We start from the raw sequence: 17,736 nt of genomic DNA on the forward strand, positions 1-17,736 counted from the left end.
GCCGCCGATTTCTTCGGAGGGTGTGTTTCACGTGAAACCAATCGACCCGCGTCTGCTCCGGTACGCCCGCGCCACTCGGTTCTTCCTTGCCGCGGTGGTGGCCCTCGGCATCGCCGGGGCGGGCCTTGTCGTCGCCCAGGCGATGCTCATCGCCGAGATCGTGGTCGGGGCCTTCCAGAAGGGGCTCGCCCTCGGTGACTTGGGGACGCCGCTCGTCCTGCTCGCGGTGGTCGCGGTGGGGCGGGCACTCGTCGCCTGGCTGACCGAGCTCGCCGCGCACCGGGCGAGCGCGGCGGTGAAGTCGGAGCTGCGGGGGCGGCTGCTCGACCGTGCCGGGCAGTTGGGCCCCGGCTGGTTGAGCGGCCAGCGGACGGGTTCGCTGGTCTCGCTTGCCACGCGGGGCGTGGACGCGCTCGACGACTACTTCTCGCGCTATCTGCCGCAGTTGGGGCTCGCGGTCGTGGTTCCGGTGGCGGTGCTCGCGCGGATCGTGACCGAGGACTGGGTGTCGGCGGCGATCATCGTCGTGACGCTGCCGCTGATCCCGGTCTTCATGATCCTGATCGGCATGGCGACCCAGAACCGGATGGACCGTCAGTGGCGGCTCCTCTCCCGCCTGTCGGGGCACTTCCTGGACGTGGTGGCGGGTCTGCCGACCCTGAAGGTGTTCGGGCGCGCGAAGGCGCAGGCCGAGTCGATCCGGCAGATCACGGGCGAGTACCGGCAGGCGACGATGCGCACGCTGCGCATCGCCTTCCTGTCGTCGTTCGCGCTCGAACTCCTCGCGACGCTGTCCGTGGCACTGGTCGCCGTGACGATCGGGATGCGGCTCGTCCATGGCGACATGGATCTGTACGTGGGTCTGGTGATCCTGATCCTGGCGCCCGAGGCCTATCTGCCGCTGCGGCAGGTCGGTGCGCAGTACCACGCGGCGGCCGAGGGGCTCTCCGCCGCCGAGGAGATCTTCGAGGTCCTGGAGGCTCCGGTGCGGGTGGCCGGGGAGGCGCCGGCGCCGTCGGGGACGCTGAGCGTGGAGGGTGTGACGGTCCGGTATCCGGGGCGGGGTGCGGACGCGGTCTCCGAGGTGTCGTTCGCGGTGGAGCCCGGCGAGACGGTGGCGCTGGTCGGGCCCAGCGGGGCGGGCAAGTCGACGCTCCTGGACGTGATCCTCGGGTTCGTCGAGCCCGCGGAGGGGCGGGTGTGCGTCGGGGGCGTCGACCTGGCGGAGGTCGCGCCGGAGCGGTGGCGGGAGCGGATCGCCTGGGTGCCGCAGCGGCCGCACTTGTACGCGGGTTCCATCGCGGAGAACGTACGGCTGGCTCGGCCGGACGCGGACGATGCCGCTGTGCGGGACGCGTTGGGGGCCGCCGGCGCCTGGGAGTTCGTCTCCGCGCTGCCGGGCGGTGTGGAGACGCTGCTCGGTGAGGACGGGGCAGGGCTGTCCGCCGGGCAGCGGCAACGGCTCGCCCTGGCGCGGGCATTCCTGGCCGACCGGCCCGTGGTTCTGCTGGACGAGCCGACCGCCGCTCTGGACGGGGAGACCGAGGAAGGGGTCGTCGAGGCGGTCCGGCGGTTGGCCGTGGGGCGGACCGTGCTGCTGGTCGTGCACCGCCCGGCCCTGTTGGGGGTCGCGGACCGGGTCGTACGGCTGGTCGCCTCGGCCGATCGCGGCCTGCAGCCGGACTTGGACCGGCCGACCACCGTGCGGGCAGCGGGTATTGAGCCGCTGGGCGACCTGGTGGTGCCGGCCAGCCGGACGGCGGATGAGGTGCCCTCGGAGCCGCCTGTTGGTTCGGAGGCCGCGTGGGAGAGCCCGCGGTCGGAGGCCGCGTGGGAGAGCCCTCGGTCGAAGGCCGACGTCCTCGCTCGGGTGCGGGGTGCCGCACAGGCACGGAAGGGCAAGCTCGTGCTCGCTCTTCTCCTCGGCGCCCTCGCGATCGGCAGCTCCGTAGGGCTGATGGCCACCTCAGGGTGGCTGATCAGCCGGGCGTCCGAGCAGCCCCCGGTGATGTACCTGATGATCGCCGTGACGGCGACCCGCGCCTTCGGCATGGGCCGCGCCGTCTTCCGCTACGCGGAGCGCCTCGTCTCGCACGACGCGGTCCTGCGCATGCTGGCCGACACCCGCGTGGCCGTCTACCGCCGCCTTGAGCGCCTCGCCCCCGCCGGGCTCAGGAAGACCCGCCGCGGCGACCTCCTCTCCCGCCTGGTCGCCGACGTGGACGCCCTGCAGGACTACTGGCTGCGTTGGCTCCTGCCCGCGTCGGCCGCCGCCGTGGTGGGCGCCGGAGCCGTCGGCTTCACCGCCTGGCTGCTGCCCGAGGCGGGCGCTGTCCTCGCCGTCGGCCTGCTCATCGCCGGGGCGGGCGTACCGCTGCTGTCCGGAGCCGTCGCCCGCCGGGCCGAGCGGAAGCTGGCCCCCGCGCGCGGGGTGCTCGCCACCCGCGTGGCCGATCTGCTCAGCGGCACCGCGGAGTTGACGGTCGCGGGCGCGCTGAACCGGCGTACGGCCAAGGCGAGGGAAGCCGATGCCGAGCTGACCCGGATCGCGTCCCGCACCGCCACCGCCACCGCGCTCGGAGACGGGCTCGGGGCGCTCGCCTCCGGTCTGACCGTGGCCGCCGCCGCACTCGTCGGCGTACAGGGGCTGCACGACGGCCGGCTCAGCGGCGTCGCGCTCGCCGTCGTCGTCCTCACGCCGCTCGCCGCCTTCGAGGCGGTCCTGGGGCTGCCGCTCGCCGTGCAGTACCGCCAGCGCGTCAGGAAGAGCGCCGAGCGCGTCTACGAGGTCCTCGACGCCCCCGAACCCGTACCCGAGCCCGCTGACCCCGCACAGCGCCCGCAGACGCCCTTCCCGCTCCGTGTCGAGAGGCTGCACGCCCGCCATGAGGGGCAGGGCCGGGACGCGCTCGCCGACGTCTCCCTGACGCTGGAGCGCGGACGGCGCATCGCGGTGGTCGGTCCTTCGGGGTCCGGCAAGACGACGCTCGCCCAGGTGCTGCTGCGCTTCCTGGGCGCGAGCGAGGGGACGTACAGCCTGGGCGGCACGGACGCGGCAACGCTGGACGGCGACACCGTGCGCGAACTCGTCGGGCTCTGCGCGCAGGACGCGCACATCTTCGACAGCTCCGTACGCGAGAACCTGCTCATCGCGCGCAAGGGCGCCAGCGACGACGAACTGCGCGGCGCCCTCGCGCGGGCCCGGCTGCGGGAGTGGACCGACTCGCTCCCCGAAGGGCTCGACACGCTGGTCGGCGAGCACGGGGCGCGGCTCTCCGGAGGGCAGCGGCAGCGCATCGCCCTGGCCCGCGCGCTGCTCGCCGACTTCCCCGTCCTCGTCCTGGACGAGCCGGCCGAGCACCTGGACCTGCCGACCGCCGACGCCCTCACCGACGATCTCCTCGCCGCCACGGAGGGGCGTACGACGCTGCTCATCACGCACCGGCTCGCCGGGCTCGACGCGGTGGACGAGGTGATCGTCCTGGACGCGGGTCAGGTGGTGCAGCGCGGTGCGTACGCGGACCTCGTGGCGGTGGACGGGCCGCTGCGGCGCATGCTGGAGCGGGAGCGGGCGGCGGACCTGCTGGTGACGGCGGCCGGGTAGGCGCGCGTGGTTTCCCGCCCGCTGGGTCCGCCCCCGACTTTCCTCGCCAAATAGGACTAACTACTCTCAAAGGCATGTCAGCCCCCTCGGCCTCCGCCGCCTCTCCGCAACCCGACGGCACACCGGACCCGGTCGAGGCGGCGAAGAAGGCGACCCGCGGCCTCCAGGGGCTCTCCCCCGAGCTGACCGCGCGCGTGCCACAGCTGCTCGAGGCGATGCGCTCCGTCGGCGCCGGGCTCGAACTGCACACCACGCTGGACCGCATCTGCGAGACGGCGGCCGAGCTCGCGGACGCCCACTACGCGGCGATCGGCGTCGTCTCCGAAGACGGCAAGGGGCTCTCCGACTTCGTCTACACCGGCATCGACGAGAAGACCGCCGAGCGCATCGGGCGCCTGCCCGACGGACACAAGGGGCTGCTCGGCGCCCTCATCCACCAGCCGGAGACCCTGCGCCTGGCGGAGCTCTCCACCGACCCGCGTTCGTGCGGGTTCCCCGCCCACCATCCGCCGATGCGGACCTTCCTCGGCGTCCCCATCCGCGTCCAGGGCGAGATCTTCGGCAACCTCTATCTGACCGAGAAGCGGAACGGCGCCGACTTCAACGAGTACGACGTGCACATGGTCCGTGTCCTCGCGACGGAGGCGGGCATCGCCATCGGCAACGCACGCCTCTACGAAGCCGCCACGCAGCGCGAGCGCTGGATCGACGGCTCCGTGGCGGTCACCACGGCGCTGCTCTCGGGGAGTGACGCGGAGGAGGCGCTCGCCGTCGTCGCCGAACAGGCCCGCCATCTCGCCGACTCGGCCGCCGGGATCGTGCTCCTGCCCGACGACGAGGGCGGCATGGAGATCGTCGCCGTCTCCTCGGACGAGCCCTCCGGGGTGCTCGGCGTGGTCGTCCCCCCGGAGAGCCAGATCATCACCGATCTGCTCGCGGGGGACTCCGTGTTCCTCGACGACGCGGCCACGGACCCGCGCGTCATGACCGCCCTCGCCCGCGGCTACGGCCCCGTCATGATGCTGCCGCTGCAGAGCGACGGCCGCGTCATGGGGACGCTCGTCACGCCACGCGCGCGTGGCGCACGGCCGTTCACCGAGACCGAGCGGACCCTCGCCACGCAGTTCGCCTCGCAGGCCGCGCTCGCGCTGATGATGGCCGAGGCGCAGCGCGACCGTGAGCGGCTCGCGGTGTACGAGGACCGCGACCGGATCGCACGGGACCTGCACGACCTCGTCATCCAGCGCCTGTTCGCCACCGGGATGATGCTGGAGAGTGCCCAGCGCAGGTCCGTCGTGCCCGAGGTGCAGACGGGCGTGGGCAAGGCCGTCGACGAGCTGGACGTGACGATCCAGGAGATCCGGACGGCGATCTTCGCCCTGCAGCAGGGCCCGGCCGAGGCTCCCTCCGGGCTGCGTACGCGTGTCCTGCGCGAGATCAACATGGCCGCGGTGCCGCTCGGCTTCAAGCCCTCGCACCACTTCGTGGGTCCCGTCGACACCGTGGTCGGCGAGCTCACCGGCAAGAACCTCATCGCGGCGCTGCGCGAGGCGCTGTCCAACGCGTTCCGGCACGCGGGCGCCGACCGCATCGACGTCGTCGTCGACGCGACGGTGACGCTCCCCGCCGGGCAGCAGGGCGTACGCCTGACGGTGTCGGACGACGGGGTCGGCATCGCGCAGGGCGGCAGGCGCAGCGGCCTGAAGAACCTCAAGCGGCGTGCGGAGTCGCTCGGTGGCGACAGTTGGTACGGGGCGGGTATCGGGGAAGAGGGCGGCGGTACGACGGTGGTGTGGCAGGCGCCGTACTGAACCGGCCTCCAGGGAGGGGCCGACTGCGCCCGGGTCTCTACGTAGAGGCCGACTGCGCCCGGGTCTCTACGTAGAGGCCGACTGCGCTGAACCGCCCTCTACGTAGAGGGCGTTATGGAACCGGCCTCCCCGGGGGCCCTGTTCGGCCGTACCGCTGTGGGCTGTTCGGGGCACCACGTGCCTCGGGTGTACGAGTTGCGCAGGACCCCGCGACGGCGGCAGGGCAACGATCCCTGACATGCGCTTGAGTCACCGCGGTACCCACCACCCGCTCTTCATCGTGTCGGTTCTGCTGTGCGCGCTCCTGTGCCTCACGCCCGCCGACGCCGCGGAGGAGCCGGGCGACGGCATGGGTGACGGGGCCGACGGGCCGGGCGCGAGCGCTGAAGTGGCACGCCTCTACGAGGAGGCCTCCGTGGCGACCGTGCGCTACGAAGCGGGCCGGCGTGCCGCCGAGGAGCAACGCGAGGAGGTCCGGAAACTGGACGGGCTCCTCACGAAGGAGCGGCACGCGGTCGATGTGCTGCACGAAGACCTCGGTCAGATGGCCAGGGCCCAGTACCGCAGCGGCGGTGTCCTTCCCCAGACCGCGCAACTCCTGCTCGCCGACAGCCCGGACGAGCTGATGCGCGGTCAGCGGCTGATGTGGCAGGCGGATCTAGCCGTCACCAACGCCGTGACCAAGACCCAGCGCGCCGCCGACAGGCTGGCGGACGCCAAGAGCACGGCGGACCGCGCCAAACGCACCCTTGACCTGCGCAACGAGGGCCTCGCGGAGCTGAAGCGCGGGATCGAGAACAAGCTGGAGTCGGCGCGGTGGACGCTGCAGGGCGAGGCCGACCGGTCGGTCGCCGCAGGGCAGTGCAGGGGCGCCGTACGTCTGGATCAGCCGGAAACGGACTCCACGAGCGAGTGGGTGGCCCCCGTGGAGAGTTACGAGCTGTCGGCCGGCTTCGACAGCGCGGGCGCGCGCTGGTCGCATCGGCACACCGGGCAGGACTTCGCGGTGGGCATCGGGGCGCCGGTACGGGCGGTCGGCGAGGGCCGGGTGGAGTCCGTGTCCTGCGGGGGAGCGTTCGGCATCGAGGTCGTGGTGTCGCACGAGGGCGGCTACTACACGCAGTACGCGCACCTGGCCTCCACCACCGTCGACCAGGGGGAACGGGTGCGCCCCGGGCAGTGGGTCGGGCAGGCGGGCACGACCGGCAACTCGACCGGGCCGCACCTGCACTTCGAGGTGCGGCTCACGCCGCATCTGGGGTCGGGGGTCGACCCCGTCTCGTGGCTGGACGAGCGGGGAGTGCGGCTCTGACGCTCTCCCCGGCTACCGGCCCCGTCGCCACGGATCTTGCTGCTCGCGGCTGATCCGGCGCGGCCCCGTCGCCATTGATCCCGCTGCTCGCGGCTGATCCCGCCGGCGCTACAGATCCCGCTGCTCGGCCAGGATCTGCTCGATGACGATCGCGACGCCGTCCTCGTTGTTGGCGACCGTGTGCCCCGAAGCGGCCGCGAGCACGTCCGGGTGCGCGTTGCCCATCGCGTACGACGTGCCTGCCCAGGTCAGCATCTCGATGTCGTTCGGCATATCCCCGAAGGCGACGACCTCCGCGGGCGTGATGCCGCGTTCGGCGCAGCACAGCTCCAGGGTGCTGGCCTTGGAGACGCCGGGACCGCTGATCTCGAGCAGGGCGCTCGGGCTCGAGCGGGTGATCTCGACCTGGCCGCGCACGGCAGCGCGGGCCATCAGGAGGAACTCGTCGGGCGTGAGCTCGGGGTGGAAGGCGAGCACCTTCAGGATGGGCTGGGTCGCGTTGTCGGAGTCCTCGGCGAGGAGTTTCTCGGCAGGAGCGATGCTCTCGCCGGGCTCCAAGTGCAGCGGAGGGTACGTCGGTTCGTGGTGCAGTCCGCCGGTCCGCTCGACCGCGAAGGACGTGCCGGGGGCCGCCGCGCGCAGCAGGTGGACCACGTCCAGCGCGTCCTCGCGCCGCAGCTCCCGCACCTTCACGAAGCGGTGGCCGCCCGAACCGTCGTGCAGATCGACCACGGCTGCGCCGTTGCCGCAGATGGCGAGGCCGTGGCCGTGGACGTGGGCGCTGACGACGTCCATCCAGCGGGCCGGGCGGCCGGTCACGAAGAAGACCTCGATCCCGGCCCGCTCGGCGGCGGCGAGTGCGGCGACGGTGCGGTCGGACACGGACTTGTCGTCACGCAGCAGGGTGCCGTCCAGGTCCGTGGCGATCAGCCGGGCCTTGGGCCGGTGGGGGACGGGTGCGGCCGGGGTCTTGGGCCGTGGGGTAGCTGAGGTCACGCCACCGATTGTCCCGCATATATGTGCACGGGCGTGCGGTGGGGCGCACATCTGAGTGCCCTCAGGCCTCTGCTGTGCTGCCTCCCAGCTGGACCAGGGCCTCCGTCGCGATCCGCTCGAAGACCTTCTCGTCGGCCGCGAAATCCGTCCCCGGCAGCGGCCAGTGCAGAACGATCTCGTTGAAGCCCAGCTCAGCGTGGTTGCCGGCGAAGTCCACGAAGGCGTCGAAGGAGTCCAGGGGGCGGTCCGGGGTGAAGCCGGTGAGCAGGATCTTGTCGAGCTCGGCCACGTCGCGGCCGATCGCGTCACAGGCCGTGGCCAGTTTCTCGGCCTGGCCGCGGATGGCTTGAAGTGACTGCTCCGGGGTGCCGTTCTCGAAGAGCTTCGGGTCGCCCGTGGTCACCCACGCCTGCCCGTGGCGGGCGGCGAGCTTCAGGCCGCGCGGCCCGGTGGCGGCCACCGCGAAGGGCAGCCGGGGGCGCTGGACGCAGCCAGGGATGTTCCGCACCTCGGATGCCGAGTAGTACGCGCCCTCGTACGAGACGACGTCCTCGGTGAGAAGTCGGTCGAGCAGGGGCAGGAACTCGCCGAAGTGGTCGGCCCGCTCGCGCGGAGTCCAGGCTTCCTCGTCGGCCTTGCGCAGCGCGGTGGCGTCGAAGCCGTTGCCGCCCGCGCCGATGCCGAGGGTGATCCTGCCGTCGGACACGTCGTCCAGCGTGATCAGCTCCTTGGCGAGGGTCACGGGGTGCCGGAAGTTCGGCGAGGTGACCAGGGTGCCCAGACGCAGCCGGTCGGTGGCGGCGGCCGCGGCGGTCAGGGTCGGCACCGCGCCGAACCAGGGCCCGTCACGGAACGTCCGCCAGGAGAGGTGGTCATAGGTGTACGCGGTGTGGAAGCCCAGCTCCTCGGCCCGCTGCCAACGCTCCTTGCCGCCCTCGTGCCAGCGGCGGACGGGCAGGATCACGGTGCTCAGACGCAAACTCATGTATCAGAGCGTATGCCCGACGGAGGGGTCCGGCTGTCAGCGGAATCTGCTGCTCAGCCAGGGCGTGAGGACGACCATGGGGATGTACTCCTTGTGCGTCCTGTCGCCCGGCAGCGGCACGATCAGGTGGTAGCCGGGAGGGAAGCGCCGACCTCTCACATGGGCGAGGCCGCCCAGAACCGATCGCAGAAAGGCGGGTACGTCGTCGCGCTGGACGTCCGCGCATTCGACCCCCTCGACGGTGATCAGCGCGTCGTCGTCGGGGTAGAGCCGCAGGGAGAGCCGGGGCGGGCCGCCGAACTCCACGAAGGCCTCATGGGGCAGTGATCCGTCGGGGTCGGTGGTCACACCGATCCCCGCCGAGCTGCGGCGCGAGGTCTGGTCGGCGCCGATGTCGTGCGAGACCTCCATCTCGCGCCCGTACTCCCGCGCGATCTCACGGAGTGCGGCGAGCGCGGCCTCGGTGCTGTGCAGATGCTCCATGCCGATCGATTCTTCCTTCCCCATCCGGCCTGGTCAGTGCCTGGTCTGGTCTGGTCCGGCCCGGTCAGTGCTTCGCCGGGAAGCGGATGTAGGCAGGGGGCACGGCGGCGGTGAGCCAGACGCCGTTGGCGCTGACCTGGAACACATGTCCGTCGCGGTGCAGCGCGCCCGCGTCGACGGAGAGCACGACGGGCCGGCCGCGGCGGGCGCCGACACGGGCGGCGGTCTCGCGGTCGGGCGAGAGATGCACGGCGTGGCGGTTCATGGGCCGCAGGCCTTCGGCGCGGATCGCGGCGATATTGCGGGCCACCGTGCCGTGGAAGAGATACGGGGGTGGGGTCGCCGGAGGCAGATCGAGGTCCACGTCGACGGAGTGGCCCTGACTGGCGCGGATCCGACCCTCTTCCACGGCGAAACGCTTTTTGTCGTTCACGGCCACCACGTGCTCCAGCTCGGCACGCGTGAAACGGAAGCCGTGTGCTGTCGCGGCGGCGATGAGGGCGTCGATCTCCACCCAGCCGCTGTCGTCGAGGGTGATTCCGATGCGCTCGGGCGCGTGGCGCAGGTGTCTGGACAGGTATTTCGACACCTTCACGGTGCGCCGCTCGGCGGCCGCTTCGTCGGAGGGGGGTTCTCTATTCATCCATTCAGCCTCGCTCCGAACCGTTCTCCCCGCACTTGATTTTCGTCCACCGACTTTTCATCCAGCACTTTTCGTCCACAGGTTTGATCCACAGCCAAGTCCAGTTATCCACAGGGGAATTGGCGATTCTGTGGACAACACCCAAGCCATTCAGGCCTTTTGGTCAACAGATCCACTATTGCCATGACTTGTGGCAAGTGCGTCCAATGTCCGGGCCTGGACCTCACGTTCAGTCGCCGCGGCGATGAACGCGGCAGCGTTTTCCCGCCCAACAAGCCCCTCGACTGCCTGCATTGTCGAGGCGGGGAGTGCCACCGGAGGCGGCTCGTTCGTCAGCTGGGCAGGTTGCCCTGACGCGAGGTGGTGCTTGAGATGGCGGGTGGCGAACAGGCGCATGGCACGGGCGAGTTCGGCATCGACGGACTGCTGGGCAAGCGGCCTCAGGCGCCGCACGAGAGTCGCGGCCTCTGCCGCGTCCGCCTCGCTAGGCGGATGATGTCCGAGGTAGCGCGCGAAGACATGCTCGGTCGTGAACTCCAGGAAACGGGCGGCTATGTGCTCGACCTGACCCCTCAACTCCCGTAGATGACCGGCGATTGCGGACAGCGGAACACCGGCAGCGTGCAACTCCACGGCCACAGCAAGCTCTTGAGGGCTCGGCACCAGGAATTCGTCGTCCCGGCCCGGCATGGGCTCGAGCACCCCGAGCGCGATCGCGTCGGACAGCGCCGCCTCGTCCGGGTCGCCGCCGAACGCCGCTTCCAGCTCCGCCCGGGTCATCCGGTCGGCCTTCTCGTCCGTCCACGGACCGTCGACCTCGGCGGCGAGACCCAGGACGCCGCCGAGCCCGCGGCCCGCGTCCCAGGCTTCGAGCAGCTCCTTGATGGAGGCCAGGGTGTAGCCCCGGTCGAGCAGGTCGGCGATCTGTCGCAGCCGGGCCAGATGCGCGTCGCCGTAGACATTGGCCCGGCCGCGCCGCTCGGGCCGGGGGATCAGGCCACGGTCCTGGTAGGCGCGGATGGTGCGGACCGTGGCACCGCTGTGGTGCGCCAGGTCCTCGATGCGGTACTCCGCCGGCCTGTGCTCGACGCCTTGGTGTTCCCCCGGTTTCGGCTCGGTGCCGTGGTGATCTACAGGCCCGCGCTCGGTGTCGTGGTGATCCACGGGTCCCTGCCCCTGTCCCTGTCCCGGGCCCGACTGCTCGTCCACGCTCGCTCCCCGCCTCCGTCAAACCTCGTGCTAGGCGATGGCCGCTCGGCCGACCGCAGCGGCCGCGGCCCGTGCCGCGGGCGACTCCGCCAGATACTCGACGGCCTTGCGCAGCGAGCCTTCCTGCGAGGGATGGTACGACCGCCGCAGATAGCGGGGTATGGCCGCACCGATCTCCCGCCACGTGGGCAGCAGGCCCCTTCTGACCGCCTTGTTGTGCTCGGCCAGGGAGTAACGCAGGCGCCCCGCGAGCTGCGGGTCCCGGCGCATCAGATAGGCGGTGCCCCAGACCCACAGGTACAGCATCACGGGCGCGGTGACCGTCATGCCCGCGATGCGGCGGGCATAGCGGGACCGGCCGTCGCCGCCGCAGTGCTGATACATGTCGAAGGCGACCGAGCGGTGCTCCACCTCCTCCGCGCCGTGCCAGCGCAGCAGGTCGAGCATGACCTCGTCGGCGTCCGCGTGGTCCAGGCCCTCGGCCTGCAGCACCCAGTTCCCCAGGACCGCCGTGAACTGCTCGATCGCCGCGACGACCGAGAGGCGGAAGCGCAGCCACTCCTGCGTCGGTATCGGGGCCCCCAACGGCGGGTTCTCACCGAGGAGTTTCTCGAAGAGGAAGTCGACGTACCTGGTGAACGCGGCGGTGTCGAGCTGCTGCGCCGCCAAGTGGTCCAGCACGTGTGCGTGTTGCACGCTGTGCGTGGCCTCCTGGCCCATGAAGCCCTTGACGTCCTTGAGCAGCACCGGATCGGTGACCAGCGGAAGGCCTTCTTTGAAGACCTTCACGAACCACCGCTCCCCCGCCGGGAGAAGCAGATGCAGCACGTTGATGACGTGGGTGGCGGTGGGCTCGTCCGGTATCCAGTGCAGCGGGGTCTGTTCCCAGTCGAACGAGACCCGGCGCGGAACGATCGTGTAGTGCTCCTCGGCGTTCGTGTCGGTGCACTTCTCCGTGCTCACAGCGGCGGCTCCAATCGGGCTATCGCGCGCAGGGCCTTGGGCGTGAAGCGGGACATGAGGTGGGCGCCACGGGCCTCGGGGGTGACCGGGACCACGGCCTGGTTCTTGACGACCGCGCGCAGGATCGCGTCGGCGACCTTCTCCGGCGGGTAGTTCCGCAGGCCGTACAGGCGCGAGGTCTTCTTCTGGCGGCGCTTCTCCTCTTCGGCGTCGACTCCGGCGAAGTGCGTGGTCGCCGTGATGTTCGTGTTCACGAAGCCAGGGCATATCGCCGAGACGCCGATGCCCTGGCCCGCGAGCTCCGCCCGCAGGCACTCGCTGAGCATCAGGACCGCCGCCTTGGAGGTGCTGTAGGCGGGCAGCGCCTTGGAGGGCTGATACGCCGCCGCCGACGCGGTGTTGACGATGTGACCCCCCTGCCCGCGCTCCGCCATCTGCTTGCCGAAGAGCCGGCAGCCGTGGATCACGCCCCACAGATTGACGTCCAGGACCTTCTTCCAGTCCTCGGTGCTCGTGTCGAGGAACGAGCCGGAGAGACCGATCCCCGCGTTGTTCACCAGGACGTCGATGACGCCGTACTCCCTGGCGACCTTTTCTGCGAGCTTCTCCATGGCCTGCTCGTCGGTGACGTCGACCGTCTCGCCCCAGGCCTCCGGTGCGCCGATCAGCCGGGACATCTCCGCCGTGCGCGCGGCGCTCTCCGCGTCCCGGTCGACGGCCACGACGCGCGCGCCCGCCTCGGCGAACGCGAAGGCGGTGGCACGGCCGATGCCGCTGCCGGCGCCCGTGACCAGGACCAGCTGGCCGCCGAAGCGATCGGCGTGCTTCCCCGTGGCCACACTGTCGTTCGTGGGCACGCCGTCCTCATTGGTGGTGACGAAGTCGGTGATCCACGCCGCCAGTTGGTCGGGCCGGGTGCGCGGCACCCAGTGCTTGGCCGGAATACTGCGGCGCACCAACTCCGGTGCCCACAACTCCAGTTCGTCATAGAGCCGCTCGGACAGGAAGATGTCGCCGGACGGCGTGATGAGCTGCACGGGCGCGTGCGCGTACGCGTCGGCGCGGGGCCTGCGCAGCCGTGCGCGGACGTTGTCGCGGTAGAGCCATGCCCCGTGCGCGGCGTCCGAGGGCAGGGACGACGTCGGATAGTCGCCCGCAGGCACCTTCTCGACGCGCTCGAGGATCTTCGGCCACCGCTTGCCGAGCGGTCCGCGCCAGGCGAGCTCGGGTACGACCGGCGTGTGCAGCATGTACACGTACCAGGACTTGGCGCCCTGGCCGAGGAGTTGGCCGACCTTGCGCGGGGTGGGCCGGGTCATCCGCTTCTTGATCCAGTGCCCGAAGTGGTCGAGCGAGGGACCCGACATCGAGGTGAAGGACGCGATGCGCCCCTCGGTGCGCTTGACCGTGACGAACTCCCAGGCCTGCACCGAACCCCAGTCGTGGCCGACCAGATGCACCGGCTTGTCCGGGCTCACCGCATCGGCGACGGCCATGAAGTCATCGGTCAGCTTCTCCAGCGTGAAGCCGCCGCGCAACGGCTGTGGAGCCGTCGACCTGCCATGGCCGCGCACGTCGTAGAGCACGACATGGAAGCGGTCGGCCAGGCGCTCGGCGACCTGTGACCACACCTCCTTGGAGTCCGGATAGCCGTGCACGAGCAGGACCGTGGGCTGCGTCGGGTCGCCGAGTTCGGCGACGCACAGCTCCACTCCACCCGTACGCACCCAGCGCTCGCGGGCGCCCTTGATCCCCGTGGTCGTTCCTTCCGTGGTCATGCGGCGGCCCTCTCCTCAGCCCAGCGCCGCACATGCGGCAGATCGTCATCCAGCCAGAACGCGCTCTGCTCGGGGTCCTTGGAGTCGGTGACGACCAGGATCTCCTCGAACTTCGCGCCCGTACCCCTGAATCCGAGGTGCGGTTCGACCGCCCAGAGCCCCGGCCGGGGCGGGTGGTCGGAGAATTTGTACGGCGACCACAGCGGGGACCAGCCGTCCCGGTGGCCATGGAGCGCGTCGCTCGCCAGGCCCTTCAGGGACTGGGTGCCGAAGCCGAAGACATGCGGCGACCGGCGGCGCTCCTTGACGCGGTCGATCTTGTGCGCGATCACGCCGAAGGGATACGCGCGGTGGCGGTTGGCATACCCCTGACGGACCATGAGCCGGTCCACGTCCTCGTAGATCTCGCGCAGCGGGCGGCGCTCGCGCACCTCGCGCAGGAGCAGCTCGCGGTGCGCCTCGAGATCGGCCAGCAGTTTGTCGTGCACGGGATTGAGGCCGAGGCAGCCCGAGTAGCCGATGTCCGCCGTGTATCCCTTGTAGACCGGGGCCATGTCGAGGATGAAGGGCATCCCCGGCTCGAGGCGGCGGTTGGTGGGGAAGAACTGCAGCGGTATCCGGAAGTTCACGAACGCCGTGCGGTCCCCGAACCAGGCGAAGGGCAGGTGGAACCAGTCCCGCACGCCCCGCTCCCGCAGCCACTCGCGCTGCATCCGCGCCGCCTCGCGCTCGGTCACCCCCGGCTTGAGCTGCGCCGCGACCGCCTCCGCGCATTCATACGCGAGGGTCTGCACTTCCCTGAACCCCCGCAGTTCCGCGGAGAGTTCGCCTGCCACTGCTGAGGTCATGCCACCGTCCGTCCGTGTCCGTCATCGCAGTACGCGTGACCGGTCCATCGCAGTACGCGTCCGTAACTTGACACTGATGAATGTGACAATGCTCAGCGGCTACGTCAAGAGCTGTGCACGAGCGGGGCCCGGCTCCAGGGGAAGCCAAGGGATGTCCCCGAGGGGGCGACCTCAGGACGACCCCTACGGGCCCGTAATACCCGAGAGTGAGGCGAGGACAGGACCCTGGTCTGACGCTTGGTGTGGCCTGCGCCACTACTTTCGAAACGTGACTGTGATCGCGACCGAAAGCCTGAGCAAGCGGTTCCCGAGGGTGACCGCGCTTGACCGGCTCTCCATGGATATCGGGCCCGGTGTAACCGGACTCGTCGGAGCCAATGGAGCCGGCAAGTCCACACTGATCAAGATCCTGCTGGGTCTTTCCCCCGCCACGGAGGGCACCGCCGCTGTGCTCGGCCTCGACGTCGCCACCAGTGGCGGCCAGATCCGTGAGCGCGTGGGCTACATGCCCGAACACGACTGCCTGCCGCCCGACGTGTCGGCCACCGAATTCGTCGTCCACATGGCGCGCATGTCGGGACTGCCGCCCACGGCGGCCCGCGAGCGCACCGCGGACACCCTGCGGCACGTCGGTCTCTACGAAGAGCGCTACCGCCCCATCGGGGGCTATTCGACGGGAATGAAGCAGCGCGTGAAGCTCGCGCAGGCCCTCGTCCACGACCCGGACCTGGTCTTCCTGGACGAACCGACGAACGGCCTCGACCCGGTGGGCCGTGACGAGATGCTGGGCCTCATCCGCCGCGTCCACACGGACTTCGGCATCTCCGTCCTGGTCACGTCGCACCTGCTCGGCGAGCTGGAGCGCACCTGCGACCACGTGGTCGTCATCGACGGCGGCAAGCTCCTGCGGTCCAGCTCCACCACCGACTTCACCCAGACCACCACGACGCTGGCCGTCGAGGTGACGGACACGGACGAACACCCTGACGGCACAAAGGTGTTCCGCGAGGCGCTGCAGGGGCGCGGGGTCGCCACCCACGAGGGAAGCGGCCTGCCCGGCGCCGGACACACCGTGCTGCTCGAAGCGGACGGCGACCAGACGTACGACCTGGTCCGCGATCTCGTCGCGGACCTCGGCCTCGGCCTGGTCCGGATGGAACAGCGCAGGCACCACATCGCAGAGGTCTTCCAGTCCGAGCAGTCCGAGAAGTCCGAGGGGCAGACCGGGGCATCCGGACAGCCTCAGCAGTCCGACGAGGAAGCGCGGAAGGAGGCGGTCCGCCATGGCGGTTGAGCAGCCCCCGGCACACGCCGGCGAACAGACCCAGATCCACAACATCGGCTATCGCAACTACGACGGACCGCGCCTGGGCCGCGCCTATGCCCGCCGCTCGCTCTTCTCGCAGAGCCTGCGCGGGGCGTACGGCCTCGGCCGCTCGGCCAAGTCCAAGGTCCTGCCGATGATCCTCTTCGCGGTGATGTGCGTCCCCGCCGCGATCATGGTGGCGGTCGCCGTGACCACGAAGGCGAACGACCTCCCCCTCGACTACACCCGCTACGCGATCGTGCTGCAGGCCGTCATCAGTCTCTACCTCGCCGCCCAGGCCCCCCAGACGGTCTCCCGCGACCTGCGCTTCAAGACCGTCCCCCTCTACTTCTCCCGCCCCATCGAGCACAGCGACTACGTACGTGCCAAGTTCGCGGCGATGGCCTCGGCCCTCTTCGTCCTCACGGCCGCACCGCTGCTCGTCCTCTACGTAGGGGCGCTGCTCGCCAAGCTCGACTTCGCGGACCAGACGAAGGGCTTCGCCCAGGGGCTCGTCTCCGTGGCGCTGCTCTCGCTCCTCTTCGCCGGTATCGCCCTCGTCGTCTCGGCGATCACACCCCGCCGCGGCTTCGGGATCGCCGCCGTCATCGCCGTCCTCACCATCAGCTACGGAGCGGTGTCCACGGTCCAGGCCATCGCCTACGAACAGGGCAGCACCGACGCCATCGCCTGGCTCGGCCTCTTCTCGCCGATCACGCTCATCGACGGCGTACAGACCGCCTTCCTCGGCGCGACCTCCGCCTTCCCTGGAGGAGAAGGCCCCTCCACCGGCACCGGCGTGATCTACGTGATCGTCGTCCTCGCCCTCATCGCGGGCTGCTACGGCGCGATGATGCGCCGCTACCGAAAGGTCGGGCTGTGAGCACCATCAACATCGACCACACCAGCCGCTGGTTCGGCAACGTGGTGGCGGTCAACGACATCACGATGAACGTGGCCCCCGGCGTCACCGGCCTCCTCGGCCCGAACGGCGCGGGCAAGTCGACCCTGATCAACATGATGGGCGGCTTCCTCGCCCCCTCCACCGGCAGCGTCACCCTCGACGCCAAGCCGATCTGGCGCAACGAACAGATCTACAAGGACATCGGCATCGTCCCCGAGCGCGAGGCGATGTACGACTTCCTCACCGGACGCGAATTCGTCGTCGCCAACGCCGAGTTGCACGGCCTGGACGAGCGGGCCGCGCACAGGGCGCTGGCCACGGTCGAGATGGAGTACGCGCAGGACCGCAAGATCTCGACGTACAGCAAGGGCATGCGCCAGCGCGTGAAGATGGCGTCCGCCCTGGTCCACGAACCGTCGGTGCTCCTGCTCGACGAGCCGTTCAACGGCATGGACCCCCGCCAGCGCATGCAGCTGATGGACCTGCTGCGACGCATGGGGGACGAGGGCCGCACGGTCCTGTTCTCCTCGCACATCCTCGAAGAGGTCGAGCAACTCGCCTCGCACATCGAGGTGATCGTGGCCGGCAGGCACGCGGCGAGCGGCGACTTCCGCAAGATCCGCCGCCTGATGACCGACCGCCCCCACCGCTACCTCGTGCGGTCCAGCGACGATCGCGCTCTGGCCGCCGCCCTGATCGCAGACCCGTCGACGGCAGGAATCGAAGTCGACCTCAAGGAAGGCGCCCTGCGCATCCAAGCCATCGACTTCGGGCGCTTCACCGCCCTGTTGCCACGCATCGCCCGCGATCACGACATCCGGCTGCTCACGGTCTCGCCCTCGGACGAGTCCCTCGAGTCGGTCTTCTCCTATCTCGTCGCGGCCTGAAGGGAGC

General features: G+C 70.5%; 14 protein-coding genes. 6 read left to right on the forward strand and 8 right to left on the reverse strand.

All coding sequences use genetic code 11. The features are described 5' to 3' along the window. Positions 1 to 31: 31 nt before the first annotated feature. The 3 genes from cydD to AC5P1C_RS04815 all read left to right on the forward strand — a co-directional run bounded on the left by cydD (position 32) and on the right by AC5P1C_RS04815 (position 6,727). On the forward strand, positions 32 to 3,604 hold the full coding sequence (gene cydD, locus AC5P1C_RS04805) for a thiol reductant ABC exporter subunit CydD (RefSeq protein ID WP_493864378.1): 3,573 nt from the start codon (positions 32 to 34) through the stop codon (positions 3,602 to 3,604). A gap of 74 nt (positions 3,605 to 3,678) precedes the next feature. Then, positions 3,679 to 5,415 carry a GAF domain-containing sensor histidine kinase gene (locus tag AC5P1C_RS04810; RefSeq protein ID WP_493864379.1) on the forward strand — a complete coding sequence of 579 codons (1,737 nt, stop codon included), beginning with the start codon at positions 3,679 to 3,681 and terminating at the stop codon, positions 5,413 to 5,415. A 238-nt stretch (positions 5,416 to 5,653) separates the two neighbouring features. Beyond that, positions 5,654 to 6,727: a M23 family metallopeptidase gene (locus AC5P1C_RS04815; protein ID WP_493864380.1), complete on the forward strand. Its 1,074-nt coding sequence runs from the start codon at positions 5,654 to 5,656 to the stop codon at positions 6,725 to 6,727. Between the two features lie 108 nt (positions 6,728 to 6,835). Here AC5P1C_RS04815 and AC5P1C_RS04820 read toward each other — a convergent pair whose 3' ends face one another. From AC5P1C_RS04820 to AC5P1C_RS04855, 8 genes are all read right to left on the reverse strand, one after another. Next, positions 6,836 to 7,723, reverse strand: a complete 888-nt coding sequence (locus tag AC5P1C_RS04820) for a Cof-type HAD-IIB family hydrolase (protein ID WP_493864381.1) — start codon at positions 7,721 to 7,723, stop codon at positions 6,836 to 6,838. Positions 7,724 to 7,784: 61 nt separating this feature from the next. Continuing rightward, complete coding sequence (locus AC5P1C_RS04825; RefSeq protein WP_493864382.1) at positions 7,785 to 8,708, reverse strand: LLM class flavin-dependent oxidoreductase; 924 nt, start codon at positions 8,706 to 8,708, stop codon at positions 7,785 to 7,787. A 36-nt stretch (positions 8,709 to 8,744) separates the two neighbouring features. Beyond that, positions 8,745 to 9,191: a hypothetical protein gene (locus AC5P1C_RS04830; RefSeq protein WP_493864527.1), complete on the reverse strand. Its 447-nt coding sequence runs from the start codon at positions 9,189 to 9,191 to the stop codon at positions 8,745 to 8,747. A 64-nt stretch (positions 9,192 to 9,255) separates the two neighbouring features. Beyond that, on the reverse strand, positions 9,256 to 9,834 hold the full coding sequence (locus AC5P1C_RS04835) for an RNA 2'-phosphotransferase (protein ID WP_493864383.1): 579 nt from the start codon (positions 9,832 to 9,834) through the stop codon (positions 9,256 to 9,258). A 150-nt stretch (positions 9,835 to 9,984) separates the two neighbouring features. Continuing rightward, a complete protein-coding gene (locus AC5P1C_RS04840; protein WP_493864528.1) occupies positions 9,985 to 10,896 on the reverse strand; it encodes a MerR family transcriptional regulator in 912 nt (303 codons plus the stop codon). Positions 10,897 to 11,073: 177 nt separating this feature from the next. After that, a complete protein-coding gene (locus tag AC5P1C_RS04845) occupies positions 11,074 to 12,006 on the reverse strand; it encodes a metal-dependent hydrolase (protein WP_493864384.1) in 933 nt (310 codons plus the stop codon). Continuing rightward, positions 12,003 to 13,784 (reverse strand): SDR family oxidoreductase, encoded by a 1,782-nt coding sequence (locus tag AC5P1C_RS04850; protein ID WP_493864385.1) that lies wholly within the window; start codon positions 13,782 to 13,784, stop codon positions 12,003 to 12,005. Before AC5P1C_RS04850 ends, AC5P1C_RS04845 begins: the two co-directional genes overlap by 4 nt. Next, a complete protein-coding gene (locus tag AC5P1C_RS04855; RefSeq protein ID WP_493864386.1) occupies positions 13,781 to 14,632 on the reverse strand; it encodes a M24 family metallopeptidase in 852 nt (283 codons plus the stop codon). The genes AC5P1C_RS04850 and AC5P1C_RS04855 overlap by 4 nt, the downstream gene beginning before the upstream one ends. Before the next feature lie 274 nt (positions 14,633 to 14,906). Here AC5P1C_RS04855 and AC5P1C_RS04860 point away from each other — a divergent pair, with 274 nt between their 5' ends. The 3 genes from AC5P1C_RS04860 to AC5P1C_RS04870 are packed head-to-tail and all read left to right on the forward strand — an operon-like array spanning position 14,907 to position 17,729. Then, a complete protein-coding gene (locus tag AC5P1C_RS04860) occupies positions 14,907 to 15,926 on the forward strand; it encodes an ABC transporter ATP-binding protein (protein ID WP_493864529.1) in 1,020 nt (339 codons plus the stop codon). Continuing rightward, positions 15,916 to 16,821, forward strand: a complete 906-nt coding sequence (locus AC5P1C_RS04865) for an ABC transporter permease (protein WP_493864387.1) — start codon at positions 15,916 to 15,918, stop codon at positions 16,819 to 16,821. Before AC5P1C_RS04860 ends, AC5P1C_RS04865 begins: the two co-directional genes overlap by 11 nt. Beyond that, positions 16,818 to 17,729: an ABC transporter ATP-binding protein gene (locus AC5P1C_RS04870; RefSeq protein ID WP_493864388.1), complete on the forward strand. Its 912-nt coding sequence runs from the start codon at positions 16,818 to 16,820 to the stop codon at positions 17,727 to 17,729. Before AC5P1C_RS04865 ends, AC5P1C_RS04870 begins: the two co-directional genes overlap by 4 nt. Positions 17,730 to 17,736 lie beyond the last annotated feature (7 nt).

It is taken from the genome of Streptomyces sp. A18, assembly GCF_059026065.1.